This is a genomic window from Gordonia westfalica (genome assembly GCF_900105725.1).
In the GTDB taxonomy this organism is placed as follows: Bacteria; Actinomycetota; Actinomycetes; order Mycobacteriales; family Mycobacteriaceae; genus Gordonia; species Gordonia westfalica.
In genome coordinates, this window is sequence record NZ_FNLM01000034.1 from 1849132 (window position 1) to 1874060 (window position 24929).

Here is a 24929-nt window from a genome sequence, read left to right on the forward strand (position 1 = left end):
GGCAACACGCCGAAAGTGCCAAATGAGGACACCGATCGGCATTCGTGATCGTCGGCGCGAGAGACCGCCGAACACTGTTTCCCCAACGTCACACTGTTTCCCCAACGTCCGTTGCCCATAAGGTATTCCCACCGGGCCCGGGAACGAAACGCTCAGTGTGCGAGCGCGACGACCTCAGCCTGCGCTGATGTCGACCCCGCCGGCGATGGCCACCGAGTGGGTGGTGAAACCGAGACCCTGCGCGACCACCCGGATGTCGGCCGGAATCGGCGCGGTACCCAGCACCAGCACCGTCGGGCCGGCGCCGGAGACCGTCGCGGCGTGCCCGCGAGCGCGCAGCTCGGCGACGAGTTCGCTGGTCGGCACCATCGCCGACGCACGATAGGGCTGGTGCAACCGGTCCGCGGAAGCGGCCATGAGCTTGCGCGGATCCGAGGTCAGCGCCACGACGGCGAGCGCGGCGCGGCTCAGATTGAAGATCGCATCGGCGCGCGGCACCTCATCCGGCAGCAGGCCGCGCGTGAACGACGTCGACGACTCGGTGTCGGGGACGAACACGGTCGCGCACACGTCGGGGTGCACCGACAGTCGGTGAGCGTGATAGGAGCTCACCTCGTCCGAGGTCTCCGTCCACGTGACGACGACCGAACCCAGGACGCTCGCGGCGGCGTTGTCCGGGTGCCCCTCGAACTCGCTGGAGAGCTGAACCAGTTCGTCGGCGGACAGGCCCACGCCGAATCCCGCGGCCGAGATCAGGCCGGAGGCGGCGGCGAGGCCGGAGACCGCCGCCGCGGCCGACGACCCGAGGCCCCGCGAATGTGGAATCTGGTTGACGCAGCGCAACTTCAGGCCGGGTGCGGACACACCGGCGTGCGCGAGACCGCGATTGAGGGCACGCACGACGAGATGGGACTCGTCGCGGGGCACGTCGGCCGAGCCCTCCCCCTCGACGTCGAGAACGACCCCGGCCTCGACGGTTTCGACGATCACCTCGTCGTAGATGCCCAAAGCGATGCCCAGACAGTCAAATCCCGGCCCGAGGTTGGCGCTCGACGCCGGCACCCGGACGCGCGCCGAGACGCCCACCGGTAGCTGTCGCGTCGCCACCCCGGGCTGTGTCATCTCGCCGTTCTGCGTCATCTCCTCGACCCCGGCGGACTCAGCCGACACCGAGGGCATTGGCCACCGCCACCGGATCGACCGGGATCGCCTCGACCTCGGGGATACCGGCCAGAGCCGTGTCCGGGTCCTTCAGGCCGTTACCGGTCACGGTGCACACCACGGTCGAGCCGGCCTCGATCCAGCCGTCGGCACGTGCCGCGAGGAGACCGGCCACGCTCGCCGCGGATGCCGGCTCCACGAAGACGCCTTCCTTGCCCGCGACCAGCCGGTAGGCCTCGAGCAGCTTCTCGTCGGTGGCCGCGCGGAACTGGCCGTTCGACTCCTCCTTGGCGGCGACGGCCTGGTTCCAGCTCGCGGGCGAGCCGATACGGATCGCGGTCGCGATGGTCTCCGGCTCCTTGACGGGAGCGCCGTTCACCAGCGGGGCGGCACCGGCGGCCTGCACGCCGAGCATGCGCGGCACCGACGACGACACGCCGTCGGCGTGGTACTCGGTGTAGCCCTTCCAGTAGGCCGTGATGTTGCCGGCGTTGCCGACGGGCAGCGCGTGCACGTCGGGTGCCCGTCCGAGGACGTCGACAATCTCGAACGCCGCCGTCTTCTGGCCCTCGATGCGGGCCGGGTTGACCGAGTTCACGAGCTCGATCTCGCCGAACTCCGCCGTGACCTTGCGGGCGAGTTCGAGGCAGTCGTCGAAGTTGCCCTGCACCTGGATGATCTTGGCGCCGTGCATGACCGCCTGGGCGAGCTTGCCCATCGCGATCTTGCCCTGCGGGATGAGCACTGCGCAGGTGATGCCGGCACGGGTGGCATAGGCCGCCGCCGAGGCGGAGGTGTTGCCCGTCGAGGCGCACAGCACGGCCTTCTTGCCGTTGTTGACCGCGTTGCTCACGGCCATGGTCATGCCGCGGTCCTTAAACGAACCGGTCGGGTTGAGACCCTCGACCTTGAGGTAGACCTCACAACCGGTCAGCGACGACAGGTACGGGGCGCTGATCAGCGGGGTGCCACCCTCGAGCAGGGTGACGACCTTCCAGTCGTCGGCGACGGGCAGCCGCGAACGGTATGCCTCGATCAGGCCGGGCCACGCGCGGTGCACGGGCCCAGAAGTCGTCTCAGTCATCGGTACCTTCCAATCGCAACACACTCGACACCTTGATGACGGCGTCCATGTCTTCTAGCGCCGCAACACAATCCGACTGCGCACGGTCGGGGGCCCGATGGGTCACCACGATCAGGCGGGCGTCGTCGCCCGCCCCCTCCTGGCGCACCGCGGCGATGCTCACCGAACGCTTGGTGAACTCACCGGCGACCTGAGCGAGCACACCCGGCCGGTCGGAGACGCGCATCGAGATGTAGTAGCGGGTCGGCACGTCGTCGATCGGCGCGATCGGCAGCGACGCGTAGGTCGACTCCAGCGGCCCGCGGCCACCGTGCACCCGGTTGCGCGCAGCCATGACCATGTCGCCGAGCACGGCCGACGCGGTCGGGGAACCGCCTGCACCCTGGCCGTAGAACATCAGCCGGCCGGCGTTCTCCGCCTCCACGACCACCGCGTTGAACGCACCGTTGACGGTGGCGAGCGGATGGGTCAGCGGGATCAGCGCCGGGTAGACGCGGGCCGAGATGCGCTGTCCGCCGTGCTCGTCGCGCACACGCTCACAGATCGACAGCAGCTTGATCGTGCAGTCGAACTTCTTGGCGGCGACCAGGTCGGCCGAGGTGACCGACGAGATGCCCTCGCGGTGCACGTCGGCGGCGGTGACACGGGTGTGGAACGCGATGGACGCGAGGATCGCGGCCTTGGCCGCGGCGTCGTAACCCTCGACGTCGGCCGTCGGATCGGCCTCGGCGTATCCGAGACGCCCCGCCTCGGCGAGCGTGTCGGCATAGTCGGCACCGGTCTCGTCCATCGCCGAGAGGATGAAATTGGTTGTGCCGTTGACGATTCCGGCCACACGCTCGACGGTGTCACCGGCGAGCGACTGCATCAGCGGACGCACGACCGGGATGGCACCCGCGACGGCGGCCTCGAAGTAGAGGTCGACCTTCGCGTCGGCGGCCGCGGTCGCGAGCTCGCCGGTGTACTCGGCGAGCAGCGCCTTGTTGGCGGTGACGACCGACTTGCCGCTCTCGAGCGCGGAACGGATCAGCGCACGGGCCGGGTCGATGCCGCCCATGAGTTCGACGACGATGTCGACGTCGTCGCGGGCGACGAGCGCCGCGGGATCGTCGGTCAGCAGATCCTGGCCGATCTTGCGCGGGCGGTTGAGATCTCGCACGGCGACGCCGCGGATCTCCACGGGCGCACCCACGCGCGATCGCAGATCGCCGGCGTTCTCGGTGATGATTCGCACCACCTCGGCGCCGACATTTCCCATCCCGAGTACCGCCACCCCGATGGGTCGCACGGCATTCACCTCGCTTGAATCGCTTGTGTTCTGAACAGATCCGGTCACGAGCTCACCTCCAGGCCGAGGAAGTCGTCGATGGTCTCGCGCCGCAGCATCAGCCGGGCCCGCCCGTCGGACACGGCCACGACCGGCGGCCGCATGGTCATGTTGTACCGGCTCGACATCGAGTAGCAGTATGCGCCGGTGGCGGCCACCGCGATGAGGTCACCGGGACCCAGGTCCTCGGGCAGCCAGCAGTCCTTGATCACGATGTCGCCGCTCTCGCAATGCTTTCCGACCACTCGGCAGACGACCGCACGTGCATCGGACACCCGCGAGACCAATCGGACGTCGTACTCGGCCTGGTACAGGACCGTACGGATGTTGTCGCTCATCCCGCCGTCGACGGAGATGTAGCGGCGGGTGGCCCCACCGCCGAGCGCCACGTCCTTGACGGTGCCCACGCGGTAGAGGGTGATCGTGCCGGGTCCGGCGATCGCCCGGCCGGGCTCGACGGCGATGATCGGCATCGGCAGGCCCACGGCGGCGGACTCGCGGCGGACGATGTCGGCGAGGGTCTCCGCGACCTTCTCCACCGGCAGCGGACGCTCTTCTTCGAGGTACGAGATACCCAGTCCCCCACCGAGATCCACGATCGACATCTGCGAGGTCTTCTCGACGCCGAACTCGCCGACGACGTCGCGGAGCAGCCCGAGCACGCGGTGGGCGGCGAGTTCGAAGCCGTCCATGTCGAAGATCTGCGAGCCGATGTGGCTGTGCAGACCGACGAGGCGAAGGTTCTCGGTCGCGAAGACCCGGCGGATCGCCTGCATCGCGACGCCACCGGCGAGGGCGAAGCCGAACTTCTGGTCCTCGTGGGCGGTCGAGATGAACTCGTGGGTGTGCGCCTCGACGCCGACGGTGACGCGGACGAGCACGTCGGTGACGACGCCCCGCTCACCGGAGATCTCGTCGAGGCGGTCGATCTCGATCATCGAGTCGAGCACCACATGACCGATCCCGGCATCGACCGCGGCAGTCAGCTCTTCGACACTCTTGTTGTTGCCGTGCAACGCGATTCGTTCGGCGGGGAAGCCCGCGCGCAGTGCGATGGCGAGTTCGCCGCCGCTGCACACGTCGAGGGAGAGTCCCTCCTGGTCGACCCAGCGGGCCACCTCGCTGCACAGGAACGCCTTCGACGCGTAGTGCACCCGCCCGTAGGGGCCGAACGCGGCCATCATGTCGCGGCAGCGTGACCGGAAGTCCGCCTCGTCGACGATGAACGCCGGCGTGCCGAACTCGTCGGCGAGCTCGCCGACGGGGACCCCGGCGATGCGCAGCTCGCCCGAGTCGTCGCGAGCGGCGTTGCGGGGCCACACCTGGGGCGGGATCGCGGCGAGGACGGCCGGATCGTTGGGTCGCTGCGCGAGATGCGGCGCGGCGAGCAGTTCGGCGTGCCGAGGACCGGCCGGGTGCGCGCTCACATCTGCTCCGGAGCGCTGACGCCGACCAGGCCGAGGCCGTTGGCCAGGACCTGACGCGTGGCCTCACACAGGGCGAGGCGGGCGCGATGGATGTCGGCCACCTCCTCGTCGCCCTGGGGCAAGACGCGGCACTTCGCGTAGAAGCGGTGGTAGGTGCCGGCGAGGACCTCGAGGTAGCGGCACACGCGGTGCGGCTCGCGCAGGGTGGCCGCGGTGGCGACGACTTCGTCGAAATCGCCGATGGTGCGGATCAATTCACCCTCGGCCGGGTCGTCGAGCAGGTCGAGGTGATCGAGCGCGGACACCACGCCGAGGTCGGCGGCGTTGCGCGCCAGCGCCGACATCCGGGCGTGCGCGTACTGCACGTAGTACACCGGGTTGTCGTTGGACTGCTTGGTCAGCAGGTCGAGGTCGATGTCGATGTTGACGTCAACCGACGAGCGGATCAGCGAATACCGCGCACCGTCGACCCCGACGGCGTCGACGAGGTCGTCGAGCGTGATGACCGTGCCCGCGCGCTTGGACATGCGCACCGGCTTGCCGTCCTTGACGAGATTGACCATCTGGCCGATGAGCACCTCCACGGTGGCCGGGTCGTCGCCGAGCGCGGCCGCAGCTGCTTTGAGGCGGCTGATGTAGCCGTGGTGGTCGGCGCCGAGCATGTAGATGCACAGGTTGAAGCCGCGGTTGCGCTTGTCGCGGTAGTACGCGATGTCGCCGGCGATGTAGGCGGCGTTGCCGTCGCTCTTGATGACGACGCGGTCCTTGTCGTCACCGAAGTCGGTGGACTTGAGCCACCAGGCGCCGTCGTTCTCGTACAGGTTGCCGTTGCCCTTGAGCTGCTCGATGCACTGGTCGACGAGGCCCGTCGCGAACATCTTGTCCTCGTGGGTGTAGACGTCGAAGTCCGTGCCGAAGTCGTGCAGGCTCTGCTTGATGTGGTCGAACATCAGGTCCACGCCGATCGAGCGGAAGGTCTCGACCCGGTCGGCCTCGGGCTGCGACAGCACATCGGGCACCTTCGCGGTGACCTGGGCGGCGATGTCGGCGATGTAGTCGCCGGCGTAGCCGTCCTCCGGGGTCGGGTTGCCCAGCGCCGCGGCCTCCAGCGAACGCGCGAAGCGGTCGATCTGGGCACCGTGGTCGTTGAAGTAGTACTCGCGCGTCACGTCCGCGCCGCGGGCGGCCAGCACGCGGCCGAGAGCGTCGCCGACGGCGGCCCAGCGGGTGCCGCCGAGGTGGATCGGCCCGGTCGGGTTGGCCGAGACGAACTCGAGGTTGATGATCGCGCCGGCCAGCTCTGCGCCCCGGCCGTAGCTCTCGCCCTTCTCCAGCACGTTCGCGACGACGGTGTTCTGCGCGGCCGCGCCGAGCCAGATGTTCACGAAGCCGGGACCCGCGATCTCGGACTTCGCGATGCCATCGGCACCGGCGAAGGCCTCGGCGAGCCATCCGGCCAGCTCACGGGGCGCCACACCGAGTCGCTTGCCGAGCTGCAGGGCGACATTGGTGGAGTAATCGCCGTGGTCAGCGTGACGGGGGCGCTCGACGACGATCGAGTCGGGCACCAGGTTCTCGTCCAGTCCGCGGTCGCGGACCACGGTCAGGGTCACGGCGCGCAGCAGCGCGGCCAGGTCGGCGGGAGTCACGGGACACCATCCTATTGGCCGGGGCGCCTCATCGATAATCGCACCCTCCCAGAGCGGGTGCAGTACACCAGTAGACTCGTGTGCGCCGAGCGCGCGTCGGGGGGTACGACCGCCCGCGCGCACGGCGACCCCCGTCGTATGAGGAAAGAAGTCAATGGCGCGCAAACCAGGGGCCAACGTCCCCAAGGCTCGTAAGAAGTCCGGGTCGGTACCCACGGCAACCGGCCGTCAGGTCGACTGGATGCTGATCGGCGCGGTCGTCGTGGTCATCGGGCTCCTCGCCGGGCTCGCGATCTACCTCGTGCCCAAATTCAACGAGAAGCGTGCCAACGAGAAGGACGACGTCGCGGTCCAGTCGGCCGCCGAGTTCGTCCCGTCGCCGCAGACCCCGGACCCGTCGAACGGCATCGAAGGCGTCACGAAGATCTACTACCAGGCCGGCAAGCACGTGAACGCGTCCCAGCGCGTCGCCTACGACCAGTCGCCGCCCTTCGGTGGCCCGCATGACGAGATCTGGGCGACCTGTACCGGTGTCGTCTACCCGAACCCGCTGCGCTCGGAGAACGCTGTCCACGCCCTCGAGCACGGCGCCGTCTGGATCACCTACAACCCCGACACGGCTTCGCCCGAGGACGTCGACTACCTCAAGCGCCTCGTGCGCGGCGAGCAGTACCTGTTCCTGTCGCCGTACCCCGGCCTCGACAAGCCGGTCTCCCTGCAGAGCTGGGGGCACCAGCTGAAGCTCGACTCGGCGACCGACCCGCGGGTCGACCAGTTCATCACCTCGTTGCGTCGCAACATGATGCCCGGCGTCTACCCGGAGAACCCGCAGACCGCGGCCTACCCGGAGACCCAGGCCACCTGTACCGCCATCCCGGGCTTCGATCCGTCGAATCCCCCGCCGGCCGACGAGGGCGCACCGGGCCCCGACGCCGTGCCCATGGACGGCGGCGGCAACAACCCGATGCCCGCGGGCTGACCAGGCGAGGAACGAGCATGAGCGAGACACCTGAGAGCACCGATCCGACCACCGCCGCCGCGTCGCGCCGGCGCCCGGCCCTTCTCGCACTCGCCGCGGTGGCGCTGCTCCTGGTGGGTGTCGGCCTCGGCCTGCTGATCCAGGCGAGCCTGGCCGACGACTCCGCCGGCGAAGACTCCCCCACCGCGAACTCGGCGGCGGTCGGATTCGCGCAGGACATGACGCGCCACCACGAGCAGGGCGTCGAGCTGGCCGCTATCGAGCTCGAACACGGCACCGATCCCCAGGTGCGCAGCATGGCCTTCGACATCCTCACCGCGCAGAGCAACGAGATCGGCCAGATGCAGTCGTGGCTGACCCGCTGGGGCCAGCCCGTCAACAATCCCGGCGAGGCGATGGGCTGGATGGGCCACGGCTCGTCGGCGGAAACCTCCGGTGACGATCACGGGGACTCCGACCACGGAGACATGGGCCATGGGGACCACGGGTCGACTCCCGCCGCGGATGTCGAGCAGCCGGCCATGCCGGGAATGGCGACGTCGGCCGAGATGGAGCGGTTCCGCGCCATGCGCGGTCCGGAGGTCGACACGACCTTCCTGCAGCTGATGCTTCGCCACCACGAGGGTGGGCTCCACATGATGGAGTACGCCGCGAACCCGGCCAACGTCTCGCAGCCCTACGTCCGCGACCTCGCGTCGGCGATGGAACGCACCCAGGACAAGGAGATCGGGATCATCGAGGCCATGCTGGCCGAGCGCAACGCGCAGCCGCTGCCGATGAACTGACCCGCCTGATCTGCAAACCCACCAGAAATGCGTAAACCCACCGCCCTGACGGGTGGTGGGTTTACGCAAAAAGGGTGGGTTTGCAGTTGTGGTGCCCCCGGCAGGATTCGAACCTGCGGCCTTCTGCTCCGGAGGCAGACGCTCTATCCCCTGAGCTACGGGGGCTCATCGGGCGGAACCCAGACTAGCGCATGCTCACCGGCACATCACAATCGGGCTGCTCACGACACGCCGAGCGGACTCTGCACCCGCAGCGTCGAGCCGTGTTCACCGCGTAGGACGTGCAGTTGGGCCGGGATCCGGGCCCGCAACTCGTCGACGTGACTGACGACGCCGACGACGCGACCGCCGGAGCGGAGGTCGTCGAGGACGCCCATGACGAGGTCGAGGGCTTCGGGGTCGAGCGTGCCGAAGCCCTCGTCGATGAAGATCGTGTCGAGCACCCGACCGCCCGATTCGGCGGAGACGACGTCGGCCAGGCCCAGCGCGAGGGCGAGCGAGGCGAAGAAGGTCTCACCACCGGACAGGGTGGTGGTCGCGCGTAGTACGCCGGTGTACTCGTCACGCACCTCGATCCCCAGACCGCCGCGCCGGCCACGGACTCCGGCGGCGTCCGAGTGAACGAATTCGTAACGCCCCGAGGACATCTCGCGCAGACGTCCGGACGCGGCGACCAGCACCTCGTCGAGCCGTGCGGCGAGCACGTAGGACCGCAGCGACATCCGCCGCGAGTTCTGGCCCCGTCCGCTCACGAGTTCGGCGAGACCCTGCAGCTCCGCATGCCGCGCCTTCAGGGGAGCCAGGGAATCCAGGGCCGCCCAGAAGTCCGCGACGAAGGACTCGAGATCGGTACGGCGTTGTGCGGCCACCGCATTCACGCTCCCCGCGTCGTCACGACGCGCACGGGCGGACACCAGTTCCGCGGTCAGCAGGGCCACGTCGACCTCGGGTGCTTCCAGCGCCGAGCACACGTCGGGATCGGCCAGGGTCTCCTCCGCGCCGGCCCGCATCGCCGCCGCCTCCTCGAGAAGTTTCTCCCACTGACGGATCTGCGCCTGCGACGCAACGGCAGCACGGATCTCGTTCGAGTCGGAGAAACCTGCGTCCGCGCAGGCGGCGGCGAGCCGCTCGGCGATCTCGTCGCGTCGCCGGCGGGCCCGGTCGAGCTCGCGCCGGGCCTCCCGCAGAATCCGGGTGCGGCGACAGAGTTCGGCGAGTTCACGACGACGCTCGGCGATGCCCATCCGGCCGCCGGTCGCCTCCCGGACCTCGGCGTCGAGGGCACTCAGGTTCTCGCGCAGGGTCGTCAGACGCTCACGACGACCCGCCTGGGCCGTCTCGTGGTCGGCCAGGGTCCGGCGCCGGTCGGCGATCTCGGCGTCGATCCCCTCGACGGCGTCCTGCAGCGACGGTGTGCGCACAGCCGCCCGCTCGGCGGCTGCGACGCCGGCGACCAACCGGACGTGGTCGGCCTCGATCTCGGTGCGGTCGGCACCGGCGATGACGGCGTCGAGGTTGGCCTGCCGTTCCTGCAGGGCGGCGACGGCGGACTGCGCGATCGCCCTGATCGCGCCCGCACGTTCCTCGGCCGCCGCGGCCTCCTTCTCCTGCGCCTCACCCACCGGATCGTCCGCGTCGCCGGTCGCCGGAGCCGGATGTCCGACCGAGCCGCAGACCACGCACGGTTCCCCGTCGACGAGAGCACCGGCCAGCTCGACGGCCATGCCGGTGAGGCGTCGTTCGCGGATGTCGAGCTGGTGTTCCCTTGCGGCAGAGTGCTTCTCCCGCGCCTCCAGTAGATGTCGTTCGGCGTCGGCCAGCTGCGCGAGCACTTCGTCGCGATCGGTGAAGGCCTGGAGTACGCGTCGGGCGTGATCGCGTTCGGCGCGCAGTTTCGGTGCTTGAACGCGTAACTCGTCGGCCGCGCGGAGAGCGACGACGGCCTCCTCGCGGCGCCCGGGCGCCGCCTCGAGGCGGGTGCGCGTCTCCGCCGCCTGCCGTTCTGCCGCGGCGATCGTCTTCTCGAGGCCGTCGATGTCGGCGACGAGCCGGGGACGTTCGGCGACACGCTTCGCGAGTGGCTCCCAGCGTCCCGACTCCTCGGTCCACCGGTCCACGGCCGCGACGAGCGCCGCATCGTCACAGTCGGATTCGCACAGAGCCGCGCCCTCGGCGAGTTCGCCGAGCGAGGCACGCGCGCGATCGGCCGCGTCGGATGCGGCGACCACCTCGGCGTTCACCCGCTCGTGGTCATCGGCGAGCGGCGCGATGGGAGCGGCCCGCAGGGCGAGCCGACGCGACTGCTCGGCGGCCGTCAGCGTCGCCGCCCCCTCGGCGAGTCGGTCGAGCCGGTCGCGCGCCTGTAGCCCTCGACGACGCAGTTCGTCGACGCGCCGCCCGTGCTCGTGGGCGGCCTCGGCCTGTTCGACCGCAGCCTGGGCGGCAGACGATTCCGCCAGGGCGCGTTCGGCCGCCTGCCGAGCCTCGTCGAGACACTGCTGGGCCCAGTCGTAGTCGGGGTCGGCAGGTGCCCGGGTGCCGCTGATCGCCACGATCTGCCCGGCGATGCGGTCGAGGGTTCCCGAGTGCTCGGCCAGCTTGGCCGCACTCTCCCGTCCCCGATCGCGGAGCCACTCCTCGAGGTCGCCGAAGCGCTCGGTGTCGAAGAGCCGCTCCAGCAACTCTTCTCGCTCGTCGGAGTGCGCGCGCAGGAATCGCGCGAAGTCGCCCTGGGGCAACAGGACCACCTGGAAGAACTGCTCGGCGCTCATGCCGAGCAACCGGACGACCGCTTCCCCGATCTCGGGGATGCGCGTCAGGTCCGGACCCGAACCATCGACCCAGACCAGCGACGCCGCGGCGTTGATCTTCCGCATCCCGTCGCCGCGCTTCTTGGGGCGTTCGTGTTCGGGCGAACGTGTGATCCGCAGGCGCCGCGAACCGATGGTGGCCTCGAGCTCCACCTCCGGAACCGTCTCGGGCGCAGCATGATCGGAGTGCAGGCGACGATTGGTGTCGCGCGCGCCGGGGACCCGCCCGAACAATGCGAACGCCACCGCGTCGAGGACCGTGGTCTTGCCCGCGCCCGTCTGGCCGTGCAACAGGAACAGTCCGTCGGCACCGAGCTCGTCGAAGTCGACGGTGACCTCGTCGGCGAACGGGCCGAACGCGCGGATTCGAATCCGATGCAGTCTCATGCCGTTTCCGTGCTCACGCGGTTTCGGCGGCGAACGCGTCGAGGGCGAAGAGCGCCAGTTCCCCGTCGGCGCCGGCGTCGGACTCGGGTTCGCCGACGACGGCGCGCAGGGCGCGTTCGATCAGGACCCGCTCCCCCTTGGTCGGGGTGTCGCGGACGTCCTCGATGAACGAGTTGATGATCTCGACATCGCTTCGGTCGCGGACCCGCGACCGGTAGTCGACGCCCGCGCCGGTGTGCGGACGGTCCCACTGCACGTGGACGGCGTGCGGGAATCGCTCACGCAGGCGACGCATCGCGTCGAGCGGGCGCACCGTGTCGGTCAGGGTGACCTCGACGTAGTGGTCCTCAGCGGCGACGAACTGTCCCGCGGTCAGCAGGTCGTCGAGAGTTCCGCGCAGTGAACTGAGTTCGCGGACGACGGGCAGTTCGTGGCGGCGGATCTCGGTGACGCCGTCGGCGTCGAGGTCGATGATCCACACCGCCTTGCGGTGGGTGCGCTCACCGAAGGAGTACGGCAGCAACGAGCCGCTGTAGCGCACCGTGTCGGTGACGCGCTGCGGGGAGTGCAGGTGCCCGAGGGCGACGTAGTCGACACCGGAGAAGGTCTCGGCGGGAACGGTTTCCACTCCCCCCACACTGATCGAACGCTCCGAGCCGGAGGCCGCGGCGCCGCTGACGAAGGCATGGGCGACGACGACAGATCGCGACTGCCGGGTTTCGAGATCGGCCCGGATGCGGTCCATCGCGGCGTCGAGGACCGCCGTGTGGCCGCACACCTCCTCGACGCCGAGATGGCGTCTGGCGGTGTCGGGTTCGAGGTATGGGATGCCGTACACCGCGACCTCGCCGTACTCGTCGGAGAGGACGACCGGTTCGGCGATCGCATCGATCGAGGTCCGCAGGTGCAGGCCGCCGGCGGCGGCGAACGACGAGCCCGCACCGAGGCGCGTGGGTGAGTCGTGGTTGCCCGACGTCACGACGATCTGCGCCCCCGCGGCCGCGATCTCGGCCAGGCCGTCGTCGTAGACACGTACCGCGTCCGCCGAAGGCACCGAGCGGTCGTAGACGTCGCCGGCGACGATCACGGCGTCGGCCGACTCGGCGGCCACGAGTTCGGCCAGGTGACCCAGCGCGCGACGCTGGTCGGCGAGCAGGTCGACACCATGGAACGTCCGGCCCAGGTGCCAGTCGGAGGTGTGCACGATCCGCATGCTGACAAACCTTACGGTCGGGCCCCGACAGATCGTGGGACGCGCGCTCAGGCCCCGGTCGCCGGGGCCGTGTGAGCCGCGCTACCCGGAACGGATCCTGCCTGCGCTGCGGCCCTCGGCGGCACCTGATGCGCCGGCCGCACGAAGAAGAACGTCGCCACGACACCGACCAGCAGCGCGGCGGCCGGGAGGTAGAGCGACTGGCCCATCGCGGTGGCGAAGCCCTCGCGGAGGAACTCCGGCAACTGATTCGCACCGCTGCTGTCCTGGGCTGCGGCGGCGTCGATCCCCGGCAACTCGGCCGCGAGGCGTGACTGCAGGAGGGCACCGATCATCGCCGAACCCAGCACCGATCCGATCACCCGCAGCGTGTTGTAGACACCCGCACCCGCACCGGCCTGATGCCACGGCAGGTTGCGGGTCGCGGTGGCGGCGAGCGGAGCCCAGATCCCGGCCGACGCGATGCCCATCAGGCACAGCGGCAGGATGATCATCCAGACCGGGGTGTCCGGCCGGGCGACGACGCCCAGCCAGCCGCTGGCGACCGCGTTGAGCAGCAGTGCGGTGGAGACGATGGCCCGCGGGTGGACGCGGTCGACGATGCGCCCGACGATCGGCGCGAGGATGCCCGTCAGGATCGCCATCGGCACCAGCACGACCGCCGACTGGGTCGGGGTCATCCCGCCGACGAGCTGCAGGTAGAACGTCAGCGGGATCATCATGGCCGACACCGCGAAACCCATCGAGGAGATGCCGATGGTGGCCAGCGAGAAATTGCGGTCGCGGAACAACGAGAGCGGGAGCAGCGGCTCGGTGCGTATGCGCGACTGCCACCAGACGAAGACACCGAGCAGGATCACACCGCCGGTGATCATGGCCCACACCCAGGCGGCCCAGTCGAAGCTCTCGCCCTCCTGGATACCGAAGACGAGCGCGGACAGGCCGACGGCCGACAGCACGACGCCGATCCAGTCGAACTGGTGGTCGTTGGTCTCGACCTGCGGCACGAGGACGGCGGCCAGCACGAGCCCGACGATGCCGACGGGCAGGTTGATGAAGAAGATCCACTCCCAGCCGAGATTGTCGGTGAGGACGCCGCCGAGCAGCGGGCCGACGAGCGTCGCGACACCGGCCACGGTCCCCCAGAGTCCCATCGCCGCACCGCGCTTCTCCGGCGGGAAGATGCGCGTGATCAGCGACATCGTCTGCGGGGTGATCAGCGCGGCGCCGATGCCCTGCAGGGCGCGGGCGGCGATCAGCTCACCGATCGAACCCGACAGGCCGCACCACACGCTGGCGATCGTGAAGACGATCAGGCCGATCTGGTACATCGTCTTCGGCCCGTACTTGTCGCCGAGGCGCCCGGTGATGAGCAGCGGCACCGCATACGTCAGCAGGTAGGCGCTGGTGACCCAGACGACGCCGTTGACGTCGGTGTCGAGATCGGCCTGGATACGCGGCTGCGCGACCGCCACGATCGTCATGTCGACCAGGATCATGAAGAAGCCCACGCACAGCGCCATCAGCGCGGCCCACGGCCTCGTGGTCACCTCGGAGCCGGTGACCCCGCTGTCGGTGGTGGAACGCGTCATCTCTGCTCGACCTTCTGTGTCAGGCGTTCGGTGTCTGGGGAGGAGTTCGGTTCTGCGGAGGAATTCGGCTGGGTCGGAACGCGATACGGCGAATCCGGGTCGTCGAGCCACTCGATGCGGTGCGTGCGGAGCCGGTCGACGAGGTCGTCGAGCCAGGCGATCTGGGCGTTGAGCGTCGCGATCCGGCAGCCGGCGTCGAGGAAGAACATCTCCGGCTTGCCGCGGGACCGGATCTCGGTGACGGCGGCCTCGACGTCGGCGAGATCCGCCCGCATCGTCGCGACCCTCCGTTCCAGGAGTTCGGCGACCCGGTTCCGCGGCAGACCGTGCGCCTCGGACAGCGCGAGGTACAGCTCGGGGTACTCCTCTGGTCTCGTCTCGAGGATGCGTTCGAGGTTCTCGGTGAGTGCTCTCCGGCCCTGTTCGGTGATCGCGTACACGGTCCGCTCGGGACGGTTGCCCTCGCGGCGGATCTCGTGGACCTCGATCAGTTCGTTCGTCGCGAGCCGGTCCACCGCGTGATACAGCGTGCCGGCCCGGAACTTCGCCAGCCGGTCCTCGCGGCGCGCGACGGTCGTCTGCACCATCTCGTAGGGGTGCATCGGCCGTTCGAGGAGGAGCCCGAGCACCAGGATCGCCACCGGTCCGAGCGGGGTGGAACACGCCATTCCCGACCTCCTGGTCCGACGACCCCGAGCCCGTTTGATCGGCGCCGAATATTCCAGACGGAATATACGCACCTGGCCGGTTGCTGCCAAGTGTCACCGGCCATCACTACTGTGGTGAGCATGACTCGTGCGCCGGAGGATTCCGCCGACAAGGACCGCACCGGGACAAGCGATTCCGGAGAGCAGGGCAGCTACGTGATGTCCGGCCAGGAATTCGTGCGGGACACCAAGTACATCGAAACCCGGATCACCGCCGACGGCCGGGACGGTTACCCCGTCGAGGCGGGCCGCTACCGTCTCGTCGCCGCCCGGGCCTGCCCGTGGGCCAACCGGACACTGATCGTCCGCCGGCTCCTCGGACTCGAGGACGCGATCTCCCTGGGCCTCTGCGGCCCGACCCACGACAAGAACTCGTGGACCTTCGACCTCGACCCCGGCGGCCTCGACCCCGTCCTGCAGATCCCGCGCCTCAAAGACGCCTACGAGAAGCGGTTCCCCGGCTATCCCAAGGGCATCACCGTGCCCGCGGTCGTCGACGTCCCCACCGGCGAGGTCGTGACCAACGACTTCCCGCAGATCACCATCGACTTCTCGCTGGAGTGGACCGCGTTCCACCGCGACGGCGCACCCGAGCTCTACCCCGAACGACTCCGCGACGAGATCGACGAGGTGAACCGCGGCGTCTACACCGAGGTCAACAACGGCGTCTATCGATGCGGGTTCGCCGGCAGTCAGGAATCGTACGAGGCCGCCTACGACCGCCTGTTCACCAAACTCGACGAGCTCTCCGAGCGCCTCTCGACGCAGCGCTACCTCGTCGGCGACACCATCACCGAGGCCGACGTCCGCCTCTTCACGACCCTCGCCCGCTTCGACCCCGTCTACCACGGGCATTTCAAGTGCAATCGCAGCAAGCTCAGCGAGATGCCGGTGCTGTGGGCCTACGCCCGCGACCTGTTCCAGACCCCGGGCTTCGGCGACACCACCGATTTCACCCAGATCAAGCAGCACTACTACATCGTGCACACCGACGTGAACCCCACACAGATCGTGCCGAAGGGTCCCGACCTGCGTGGATGGCTCACCCCGCACCACCGCGAGGAACTCGGCGGGCGTCCCTTCGGCGACGGCACGCCGCCCGGCCCGCCACGGCCCGCAGAGGTCGTGCCCGAGGAGAATTGGGTACCGAAGTCATGACCGACACCACTCGCAAGCCGCCCGGCAAGGCCGTGGAGGTCACCGGCGGACTCCTCGACCGCGCGCAGCGGCTCCAGGCCCCCGCGGTGAAGAAGTACGTCGACGCGCTGCGCCGCAAGTACCCCGACGACTCCCCCGCGCAGATCGTCGAACGTCTCGAGAAGCGGTACCTGAACGCGGTCACCGGTTCGGGTGGCGCCGTGGGTGCGGCCGCGGCCGTGCCGGGCGTCGGGACGATGACGGCGTTCGGCGCGATGACCGGCGACACCGCCTTCTTCCTCGAGGCGTCGGCGCTGCTCGCCCTGTCGGTCGCGGAGGTCCACGGCATCGGCGTGCACGAGACGGATCGGCGCAAGGCGCTGGTTCTGGCCGTCGCACTCGGCGAGGAGGGCGTGCTCGCGCTCGGCCGCGTGGTCGGTACGCGCGGCGGTCCCCTCCGCCGGCTCGGTGGTGCCGCCCTGCCGTCGGGCGCACTCGCCAAACTGAACAAGACCCTGATCAACAAGCTCGTGCGCAAGTACGCGATCCGGCGCGCACCGCTGATCTTCGGCAAGCTGATGCCGGCCGGCATCGGCGCGGTGATCGGCGGCGCGGGCAGCCGCGCACTCGGCCGCAAGGTCGTGCACAACGCGCGCGAGGCCTTCGGTCCCGCCCCGGCCTTCTGGGTGCTCGACGCCGAGGTGGTGGACGAGTCGAGTCCGCTGCCGCCCGGCTCCCGGTGAGTTCGGAGAACATCGCCGCTCCCGCCATCGGGAGCACCCCGACCCCGTCACCGGGCTGGATCCGGAAGCTGCTCGGCGAGGCGTGGCGTTACCGTCGCATCGTCGTCGTGACGATGATCGTCACGATGCTCGCGGTGGCCGTCGACATCGTGATGCCCCTGCTGGCCAAGGGCGCGATCGACCGGGCCACCGGGGTGATCGACGACGATCTCGCGTTGTCGACCATCATCACGGGGCTGGTCGTCCTGGCCTTCGTGCGCTACGCCTGCCACTTCGGACGGCGGGTTTTCGCGGGCAGACTCGCGATCAATGTGCAGAACAACCTGCGCCGGCGTCTGCTCGACACCCTCCTCCATCTCGACGGCCGGCGTCAGCACCAGATCCGGACGGGGCAGATCGTGTCCCGGTCCATCTCCGACATCCAGGTGGTCCAGGGACTGCTCGCGATGACGCCGCTCTCGATGGGCGCCGCGGTGCAGATGGTCGTGGCGCTCGGGGTGATGGCCTATCTGTCGCCGCTGCTCACCGTCGTCGCGCTGGTGATCGCGCCCCTGATCGCCCTCGAGGTCTTCCGCACCCGGCGGAGGTTGTTCGCCGCCACGTGGTCTGCCCAGCAGGCCGCGGCCGACGTCGCCCAGCACGTGGAGGAGACCGTCACCGGCGTTCGCGTCGTCAAGGGCTTCGGCCAGGAGGACCGCGCCGTCGACGGACTGGTGGCGAGGTGCCGCACGGTGTTCGCGCGGCGTCTGCGCGCGGCGCGGATCAACGCCCGGTTCGGCCCCACGCTGGGCGCCATCCCCCAGCTGGGCATGGTCGGGGTGATCGTCGTCGGCGGCTATCTGACGATGACCGACGAGATCACCGCAGGCACCTTCCTCGCGTTCACCACCTATGTCACCGCGATGACGGGTATCGCCCGCCTACTCACCAACCTCATCGTCAACGCCCAGCTCGCGCGCGCCGCGGTGGAACGCGTCTACGACGTCATCGATCACCCCCGCGACCCCGGCGAGACCGCCACCGGCACGCTGCCCGACGGGCCGCTCGGCGTCGAACTCGACGATGTCTCCTTCGCCCATCACACCCATGACGCGGACGACCCTCCCGCCGTGCTCAGCGGCATCGACCTGCGGATCGAACCGGGTGAGTGCGTGGCGATCGTCGGCCCACCGGGCTCCGGGAAGTCCACCATCGCCGACCTCGTGAGCCGCTTCGAGCGGCCGGATGCGGGCACCATCTCCCTCATCGGCGCCGACGGCCCGCACCCGCTGGACTCGCTGGCGCCGGGAGTCCTGCACGGCGCCGTGGCCGTCGTGTTCGACGAGCCCTTCCTGTTCTCCGACACGATCACCGCGAACATCGCGATGGGGCCGGCCGCCGCGGACGCGGACGCCACCGCCCGCGTGAGGGCCGCCGCCGCCGCGGCCGATGCCGCGGAGTTCATCGAGGCACTTCCCGACGGCTACGACACCGTCGTCGGCGAACGCGGACTGACCCTCTCGGGCGGTCAGCGCCAACGGATCGCCCTCGCGCGTGCGCTCTTCGCCGATCCGCGCATCCTGGTGCTGGACGACGCGACGTCGGCGGTCGACGCGTCCACCGAGGCCCGCATCCTCGGTCGGTTGCGCGATCAGAACCGCACCATGCTGGTTCTGGCCCATCGTCGGTCGACGCTCGTGCTCGCCGATCAGGTGGCCGTGCTCGACGACGGCCGGATCACCGCCATCGGGACACCGGCCGAACTCGAGACCGGCTCCACGAGGTTCCGCGAACTGATGACGAACGCCGGTGCGGACCCGGACGGCGACACATCGACGCCGGCCCGACGGGCCGTCGCCGACGAGGAGATCGAGCGCCTCTGGCCCACAACGGATCTCCGCGACGAACACACGTATACCCGGACCGGCGTGACGGCCGGCGCCGGGCCGCGGGGCGGACCGCGGGGCCCGGGCGTGGCCAGCGCGCTGGGGTCGATGCCGGCCACACCCGAACTCCAGGCGAGGGTCGACGCGCTGCCGCCGGCCGTCGAGGACCCGGAGGTCGACGTCGCCGTCGCCCGCCGCGAGAACCCGGATTTCACCCTCCGCGGACTACTGCGACCGGTTCGATGGCTGCTGGCCGCCGCACTGGCGGCGATCGCCGTCGACACCCTCGTGGGCCTGGCCTTCCCCAGCATCGCCCGCGCGGTGATCGACGCGGCCGGCGACCACGACCAGAGCACCCTGTGGTGGGCGGCGGTCGGCGGTGCGGTGCTCGTCGGGGTCGGGTGGCTCGCCGCGTCGTTCCTGACGATGACCTCCACGCGCGCCGGTGAGCGCGTGCTGTTCGGACTGCGTATCCGCAGCTACGCCCACATCCAGCGCCTGGGTCTGGACTACTACGAACGAGAGCTGTCCGGTCGCATCATGACGCGGATGACCACCGACATCGACGCGTTGTCGACGTTCCTGCAGACGGGGCTCACCTCGGCGATCGTCGCGCTCCTGACCCTGGTCGGCGTCTCGATCGCACTATTGGTGACCGGACCCCTTCTCGCGCTCCTCGTTCTCCCGGTGTTCCCGCTCCTCGTCGTCGCCACGATCGTCTTCCGCCGGGTCGCGAGCGCCGCCTACACGCGGTCCCGCGAGCTGATCAGCTCGGTGAACGCCGACTTCCAGGAGAACATCGCCGGGATCAAGACCACCCAGACCTACCTCCGCACCGCCGACGCCCAGGAGCGCTTCGCGCAGCGTTCGGCGGCCTGGGTGGCGGCGCGGATGGTCTCCCAGCGCGCTATCGCCTCGTACTTCCCGCTGATCATGCTGATGTCGGACATCGCGACCGCGATCGCCCTCGGCGTGGGCGCCGGCCAGGTCGCGGACGGGTCGCTGTCGGCGGGCACGCTGGTGGCCTTCGTCCTCTATCTCACGATGCTGTTCGGTCCCGTCCAGCAGCTCTCGCAGGTCTTCGACGGGTACCAGCAGGCGGCGGTCGGCCTGCGCCGGATCGGTGATCTGCTACGGACCCCGAGTTCGCTGCGGGTCAACCCGGACGCCGCGGCACCGCCGGTCACCGGCTTCGACGGCGAGGTCGAGTTCGACCGGGTCGGTTTCCGCTATCAGGGCGCGGAATCCGACGCGCTGCGCGATGTCGACCTCCACATCCCGGCCGGGACCTCACTCGCGCTCGTCGGCCGGACCGGCGCGGGCAAGTCGACGATCGTCAAACTGCTCGCCCGCTTCTACGACCCGACTTCCGGACGCGTCCTCGTCGACGGCACCGACATCGGCGACTTCGTCCTCTCCGGATACCGCCGTCGGCTGGGCCTGGTCCCGCAGGAGCCGCACCTGTTCACCGGGACCGTCGCGGACAACATCGCCTACGGGCGGCCGGACGCCGACCGCGCCTCGATCGTCGACGCCGCGGCCGCGGTGGGTGCACTACCGATGATCGCGGCCCTGCCGGGGCGCATGAATCACCCCATCGGCGAACGCGGTCAGGGTCTCAGCTCCGGCCAGCGCCAGCTGATCGCACTCGCCCGCGCCGAACTGGTCGATCCCGATCTCCTCCTGCTCGACGAGGCGACCGCCACGCTCGACCAGGCGACCGAGGCGCAGGTCCTCGCGGCCGGACGTGCGATGACGCGGCGCCGGACCTCGGTCATCGTCGCCCACCGGCTGGCCACCGCGGCCCGCGCCGACACCATCGCCGTCGTCGACGGCGGCCGGATCGTCGAACTCGGAACACACGACGAACTCCTGGCGTTGGACACTCTGTATCGCGGCTTCTGGGAAGCCGGTGTCGACCCCGACGAGGCCGCGGTATCGGAGCCCGATGTGACGGTGACCGCCGCGAGGAACAACGTGGCGGACACCGGCCCGCATGCGGGCTCGAGGCAGGGCGCGCAACGGGGCGCGTCGACATCCACGAAACAGACCATCCGAACCCGATCGCCCGAGACGACGACCTGACTCTGTGGTAGCAGGTCGGTGGGTGTGACGAAGCAGACGCCGCGTAGCATCGGCAGATGGTTCACCGATAGTCTCCACAAGGGACTACCAGCGTGGCAGAGAGAACCCGGCACCTTAAGGGAATTGAGGCGAGATACCGCTGTGAGCAGCAGTTCGACTTCTGACTTCGGACAGAACACCTGGCTGGTCGAGGAAATGTACCAGCAATTCAAAGAGGACCCGAGCTCGGTGGACCCGAGTTGGCATGAGCTACTGAAGAATTACCAGCCCGGCGAGAACGGTGCGGCCTCGTCCACCACCTCCCCGTCCACCGCCTCTCAGTCCGCCAACGGCAGCGCCTCCGGTACCGGCCGCGGCAGCGCCCCGGCGGCATCCACCGCCGAGACGGCCCCGCGCAAGCAGGTCACCCTCGACCAGGAACCCACGCGGAACGCCTCGCCCCGCAAGCCCTCTCCCGCCAAGGAGGCCACCGCGACCAAGGCCGCCTCCGGCCACAGCGTCGCGAGCCGCGACGGTTCGGCCCGTTCCCAGCCGAAGCCCGCCGCCAAGGCCGGCACCGCGAAGCCCGCGTCCTCGGACGCCAAGGACACCGCGGACGCCAACAAGGTCCTGCGCGGCCCCGCTGCCGCCATCGCGAAGAACATGGCCCTGTCGCTGCAGATCCCGACGGCCACCAGTGTTCGCGCGGTTCCCGCCAAGGCGATGATCGACAACCGCATCGTCGTCAACAACCACCTCGCCCGTACCCGCGGCGGCAAGATCAGCTTCACCCACATCCTGGGTTACGCGATCGTCCAGGCCATCAAGGCCTTCCCGAACATGAATCGGCACTACGCCGAGATCGACGGCAAACCCAACGTCGTCACCCCCGCGCACACCAACCTCGGTCTGGCCATCGACCTGGTCGGCAAGGACGGCAACCGCACGCTCGTCGTCGCCGCGATCAAAGAGTGCGAGACGATGGGTTTCGCCGAGTTCTACAACGCCTACCAGGACATCGTCCGGCGGGCGCGTGACGGCAAGCTCGGCGCCGACGACTTCTCCGGCGTCACCATCTCGCTGACCAACCCCGGCACCATCGGCACCGTGCACTCCGTGCCGCGCCTGATGACGGGGCAGGGCGCGATCATCGGCGCCGGAGCGATGGAGTACCCGGCCGAGTTCCAGGGCGCCAGCGACGAGCAGATCGCCGAGCTCGGCGTCGGCAAGCTGATGACCCTCACGTCGACCTACGACCACCGCATCATCCAGGGTGCGGAGTCGGGCGACTTCCTGCGCACGGTCCACCAGCTGCTGATCGACGACTCGTTCTACGACGAGATCTTCACCGCGTTCCACGTGCCCTACGAGCCGGTCCGCTGGCGTCGGGACATCCCGGCCGGGCTCGTCGACAAGAGCACCCGCGTTCTCGAGCTGATCGCGGCGTACCGCAGCCGCGGCCACCTGATGGCCGACATCGATCCGCTGATGATGAACAGCGATGCGCGCAGCAGCCATCCGGATCTGGACATCGCGACCTACGGCCTGACCCTCTGGGATCTCGACCGCACCTTCAAGGTCGGTGGGTTCCACGGCCAGGAGAAGATGAAGCTGCGCGACGTGCTGGCGATCCTCCGCGACGCCTACTGCCGTCACGTCGGTGTGGAGTACACCCACATCCTCGAGCCGGAACAGCAGAAGTGGCTTCAGGAACGTGTCGAGGTCAAGCACGTCAAGCCGCCGGTCGGCGAGCAGAAGTACATCCTGAGCAAGCTGAACGCGGCGGAGGCCTTCGAGACCTTCCTGCAGACCAAGTACGTCGGCCAGAAGCGCTTCTCGCTCGAGGGTGCCGAGTCGGTCATCCCGATGATGGACGCGGTCATCGATCAGAGCGCCGAGCACAGCCTCACCGAGGTCGTCATCGGCATGCCGCACCGCGGCCGTCTGAACGTGCTCGCCAACATCGTCGGCAAGCCGTACTCGAAGATCTTCAGCGAGTTCGAGGGCAACCTGAACCCGTCGCAGGCGCACGGTTCGGGCGACGTGAAGTACCACCTCGGCGCCGAGGGCAAGTACTACCAGATGTTCGGCGACAACGAGATCAACGTGTCGCTGACCGCCAACCCGAGCCACCTCGAGGCCGTCGACCCGGTCCTCGAAGGCCTGGTGCGCGCCAAGCAGGACCTCCTCGACGAGGACGATCGCTTCCCGATCCTGCCGCTCATGCTGCACGGTGACGCCGCGTTCGCCGGTCAGGGTGTGGTCGCCGAGACGCTCAACATGGCCATGCTGCCCGGTTACCGCACCGGCGGCACCGTGCACATCGTGGTGAACAACCAGGTCGGTTTCACCACCGCCCCGGAGCACTCGCGTTCGACCGAGTACTGCACCGACGTCGCGAAGATGATCGGCGCGCCGATCTTCCACGTCAACGGTGACGATCCCGAGGCCTGCGTCTGGGTCGCCAAGCTCGCCGTCGACTACCGCCAGACGTACAACAAGGACGTCGTCATCGATCTCGTCTGCTTCCGCCGCCGCGGCCACAACGAGGGTGACGACCCGTCGATGACGCAGCCGGCGATGTACGAGGTCATCGACACCAAGCGCGGCGTCCGCAAGAGCTACACCGAGGCCCTGATCGGTCGTGGTGACATCTCGACCAAGGAGGCCGAGGACGCCCTGCGCGATTACCAGGGACAGCTCGAACGGGTTTTCAACGAGGTCAAGGAACTCGAGAAGTACCACGCCGAGCCGTCTCCGTCGGTGGAGTCCGACCAGACCCTGCCGACCAAGCTGGTCACCGCGGTCGACAAGGAGATCCTGCAGACCATCGGTGACGCGTTCGTCAACGTCCCCGAGGGCTTCAACCCGCACCCCCGCGTGAAGCCGGTGCTGGAGCGTCGCGCCGAGGCCGCCCGCAACGGCAACATCGACTGGGCGTTCGCCGAGCTACTCGCCTTCGGTTCGCTGGTGATGGAGGGACGCACCGTCCGTCTGTCCGGTCAGGATTCGCGTCGCGGCACGTTCACGCAGCGCCACTCGGTGCTCATCGACCGTGAGAACGGTTCGGAGTACACGCCACTGAACCACCTGCAGCCGGCCGACGAAGAGAACAACGGCGGCCGCTTCATGGTCTACGACTCCCCGCTCTCGGAGTTCGGCGTCGTCGGTTTCGAGTACGGCTACTCCGTCGGCAACCCGGACGCACTCGTGCTGTGGGAGGCGCAGTTCGGCGACTTCGTCAACGGTGCGCAGTCGATCATCGACGAGTTCATCTCGTCCGGTGAGGCCAAGTGGGGTCAGCTCTCCGACGTCGTGCTGCTGCTGCCGCACGGCCACGAGGGTCAGGGTCCCGACCACACCTCCGGTCGTATCGAGCGCTTCCTGCAGCTGTGCGCCGAGGGTTCGATGACGGTGGCACTGCCGTCGACCCCGGCCAGCTACTTCCACCTGCTGCGTCGCCACGTCCTCGACGGCATCAGCCGTCCGCTCATCGTCTTCACCCCGAAGTCGATGCTGCGCAACAAGGCCGCGGTCAGCCCGGTCTCGGACTTCACCGACGACAAGTTCCGGTCGGTCATCGACGACCCGAAGTTCGCCAAGGGCGACGCCGACCGCAGCAAGGTCAAGCGCGTCCTGCTGGTGAGCGGCAAGCTGTACTACGAGCTCGCCGCCCGCCGCGACAAGGAGGATCGCGACGACATCGCGATCGTCCGCATCGAGCAGCTCTACCCGGTGCCGCACCGTCGCCTGCGCAACACGCTGGAGCAGTACGGCAACGCCAGTGAGTTCCGCTGGGTCCAGGAAGAGCCGGCCAACCAGGGACCATGGCCGTTCCTCGGCCTGTGGCTGCCGGAGGTGCTGCCGGACGTCCTCGGTGGCCTGCGCCGCGTCTCGCGTCGCCCGATGTCGGCCCCGTCCTCGGGTTCGAGCAAGGTGCACGCGGTCGAGCAGCAGGAGATCCTCGACGAGGCATTCGGCGAGTAGGACCGCACCGGC

The 24929-nt window shown here is 69.2% G+C and carries 15 protein-coding genes and 1 tRNA gene; 6 read left to right on the forward strand and 10 right to left on the reverse strand.

Annotated elements, in window-relative coordinates:
- Window positions 1–174: 174 nt before the first annotated feature.
- Genes thrB through argS form a run of 5 tightly spaced genes read right to left on the reverse strand, consistent with a single transcriptional unit; the run spans window position 175 to window position 6648 of the window.
- Window positions 175–1179 (reverse strand): homoserine kinase, encoded by a 1005-nt coding sequence (gene thrB / locus BLU62_RS13820; RefSeq protein WP_074850087.1) that lies wholly within the window; start codon window positions 1177–1179, stop codon window positions 175–177.
- A complete protein-coding gene (gene thrC, locus BLU62_RS13825; RefSeq protein ID WP_074850088.1) occupies window positions 1160–2245 on the reverse strand; it encodes a threonine synthase in 1086 nt (361 codons plus the stop codon). The genes thrB and thrC overlap by 20 nt, the downstream gene beginning before the upstream one ends.
- Window positions 2238–3581 (reverse strand): homoserine dehydrogenase, encoded by a 1344-nt coding sequence (locus BLU62_RS13830; protein ID WP_074850089.1) that lies wholly within the window; start codon window positions 3579–3581, stop codon window positions 2238–2240. The genes thrC and BLU62_RS13830 overlap by 8 nt, the downstream gene beginning before the upstream one ends.
- A complete protein-coding gene (gene lysA / locus BLU62_RS13835; protein WP_074850090.1) occupies window positions 3578–4999 on the reverse strand; it encodes a diaminopimelate decarboxylase in 1422 nt (473 codons plus the stop codon). Before lysA ends, BLU62_RS13830 begins: the two co-directional genes overlap by 4 nt.
- The gene (gene argS, locus BLU62_RS13840) at window positions 4996–6648 is read right to left on the reverse strand and encodes an arginine--tRNA ligase (protein ID WP_074850091.1); all 1653 of its coding nucleotides are present in this window, start codon (window positions 6646–6648) and stop codon (window positions 4996–4998) included. The genes lysA and argS overlap by 4 nt, the downstream gene beginning before the upstream one ends.
- 154 nt (window positions 6649–6802) lie before the next feature.
- On the opposite strand from argS, the gene BLU62_RS13845 reads away from it, so the two are divergent.
- Together BLU62_RS13845 and BLU62_RS13850 are read left to right on the forward strand one after the other, a co-directional pair.
- Entirely contained in the window at window positions 6803–7627 is an 825-nt protein-coding gene (locus tag BLU62_RS13845) for a thioredoxin-like domain-containing protein (RefSeq protein ID WP_074850092.1), read from the forward strand.
- Window positions 7628–7644: 17 nt separating this feature from the next.
- Window positions 7645–8412, forward strand: coding sequence for a DUF305 domain-containing protein (locus BLU62_RS13850; protein ID WP_074850093.1), 768 nt, complete (start codon window positions 7645–7647; stop codon window positions 8410–8412).
- An 89-nt stretch (window positions 8413–8501) separates the two neighbouring features.
- Here BLU62_RS13850 and BLU62_RS13855 read toward each other — a convergent pair.
- The 5 genes from BLU62_RS13855 to BLU62_RS13875 all read right to left on the reverse strand — a co-directional run bounded on the left by BLU62_RS13855 (window position 8502) and on the right by BLU62_RS13875 (window position 15082).
- Window positions 8502–8577 (reverse strand) — tRNA-Arg (locus tag BLU62_RS13855).
- Window positions 8578–8633: 56 nt separating this feature from the next.
- A complete protein-coding gene (locus BLU62_RS13860; RefSeq protein ID WP_074850094.1) occupies window positions 8634–11609 on the reverse strand; it encodes an AAA family ATPase in 2976 nt (991 codons plus the stop codon).
- A 13-nt stretch (window positions 11610–11622) separates the two neighbouring features.
- On the reverse strand, window positions 11623–12822 hold the full coding sequence (locus BLU62_RS13865) for an exonuclease SbcCD subunit D (protein ID WP_074850095.1): 1200 nt from the start codon (window positions 12820–12822) through the stop codon (window positions 11623–11625).
- A gap of 47 nt (window positions 12823–12869) precedes the next feature.
- The gene (locus BLU62_RS13870) at window positions 12870–14414 is read right to left on the reverse strand and encodes a DHA2 family efflux MFS transporter permease subunit (RefSeq protein ID WP_074850096.1); all 1545 of its coding nucleotides are present in this window, start codon (window positions 14412–14414) and stop codon (window positions 12870–12872) included.
- Entirely contained in the window at window positions 14411–15082 is a 672-nt protein-coding gene (locus tag BLU62_RS13875; protein ID WP_074850097.1) for a PadR family transcriptional regulator, read from the reverse strand. Before BLU62_RS13875 ends, BLU62_RS13870 begins: the two co-directional genes overlap by 4 nt.
- A 120-nt stretch (window positions 15083–15202) precedes the next feature.
- Between BLU62_RS13875 and BLU62_RS13880 the strand changes: the two genes are divergently transcribed.
- From BLU62_RS13880 to BLU62_RS13895, 4 genes are all read left to right on the forward strand, one after another.
- On the forward strand, window positions 15203–16279 hold the full coding sequence (locus tag BLU62_RS13880; RefSeq protein ID WP_074850098.1) for a glutathione S-transferase family protein: 1077 nt from the start codon (window positions 15203–15205) through the stop codon (window positions 16277–16279).
- Window positions 16276–17001, forward strand: coding sequence for a hypothetical protein (locus BLU62_RS13885; RefSeq protein ID WP_074850099.1), 726 nt, complete (start codon window positions 16276–16278; stop codon window positions 16999–17001). Before BLU62_RS13880 ends, BLU62_RS13885 begins: the two co-directional genes overlap by 4 nt.
- Window positions 16998–20951: an ABC transporter ATP-binding protein gene (locus BLU62_RS13890; RefSeq protein ID WP_074850100.1), complete on the forward strand. Its 3954-nt coding sequence runs from the start codon at window positions 16998–17000 to the stop codon at window positions 20949–20951. Before BLU62_RS13885 ends, BLU62_RS13890 begins: the two co-directional genes overlap by 4 nt.
- Window positions 20952–21146: 195 nt before the next feature.
- Window positions 21147–24917, forward strand: a complete 3771-nt coding sequence (locus BLU62_RS13895) for a multifunctional oxoglutarate decarboxylase/oxoglutarate dehydrogenase thiamine pyrophosphate-binding subunit/dihydrolipoyllysine-residue succinyltransferase subunit (RefSeq protein WP_244278364.1) — start codon at window positions 21147–21149, stop codon at window positions 24915–24917.
- The last annotated feature ends 12 nt before the right edge of the window (window positions 24918–24929 follow it).

Bases quoted from the DNA above. Each gene is read 5' to 3' on its own strand.
- thrB (WP_074850087.1), bottom strand. From the start codon at position 1,179: ATGCCCTCGGTGTCGGCTGAGTCCGCCGGGGTCGAGGAGATGACGCAG.
- BLU62_RS13870 (WP_074850096.1), bottom strand. From the start codon at position 14,414: ATGACGCGTTCCACCACCGACAGCGGGGTCACCGGCTCCGAGGTGACC.
- BLU62_RS13860 (WP_074850094.1), bottom strand. From the start codon at position 11,609: ATGAGACTGCATCGGATTCGAATCCGCGCGTTCGGCCCGTTCGCCGAC.
- BLU62_RS13875 (WP_074850097.1), bottom strand. From the start codon at position 15,082: ATGGCGTGTTCCACCCCGCTCGGACCGGTGGCGATCCTGGTGCTCGGG.
- BLU62_RS13885 (WP_074850099.1), top strand. From the start codon at position 16,276: ATGACCGACACCACTCGCAAGCCGCCCGGCAAGGCCGTGGAGGTCACC.
- BLU62_RS13865 (WP_074850095.1), bottom strand. From the start codon at position 12,822: ATGCGGATCGTGCACACCTCCGACTGGCACCTGGGCCGGACGTTCCAT.
- BLU62_RS13895 (WP_244278364.1), top strand. From the start codon at position 21,147: ATGTACCAGCAATTCAAAGAGGACCCGAGCTCGGTGGACCCGAGTTGG.
- BLU62_RS13845 (WP_074850092.1), top strand. From the start codon at position 6,803: ATGGCGCGCAAACCAGGGGCCAACGTCCCCAAGGCTCGTAAGAAGTCC.
- thrC (WP_074850088.1), bottom strand. From the start codon at position 2,245: ATGACTGAGACGACTTCTGGGCCCGTGCACCGCGCGTGGCCCGGCCTG.
- BLU62_RS13880 (WP_074850098.1), top strand. From the start codon at position 15,203: ATGACTCGTGCGCCGGAGGATTCCGCCGACAAGGACCGCACCGGGACA.
- BLU62_RS13850 (WP_074850093.1), top strand. From the start codon at position 7,645: ATGAGCGAGACACCTGAGAGCACCGATCCGACCACCGCCGCCGCGTCG.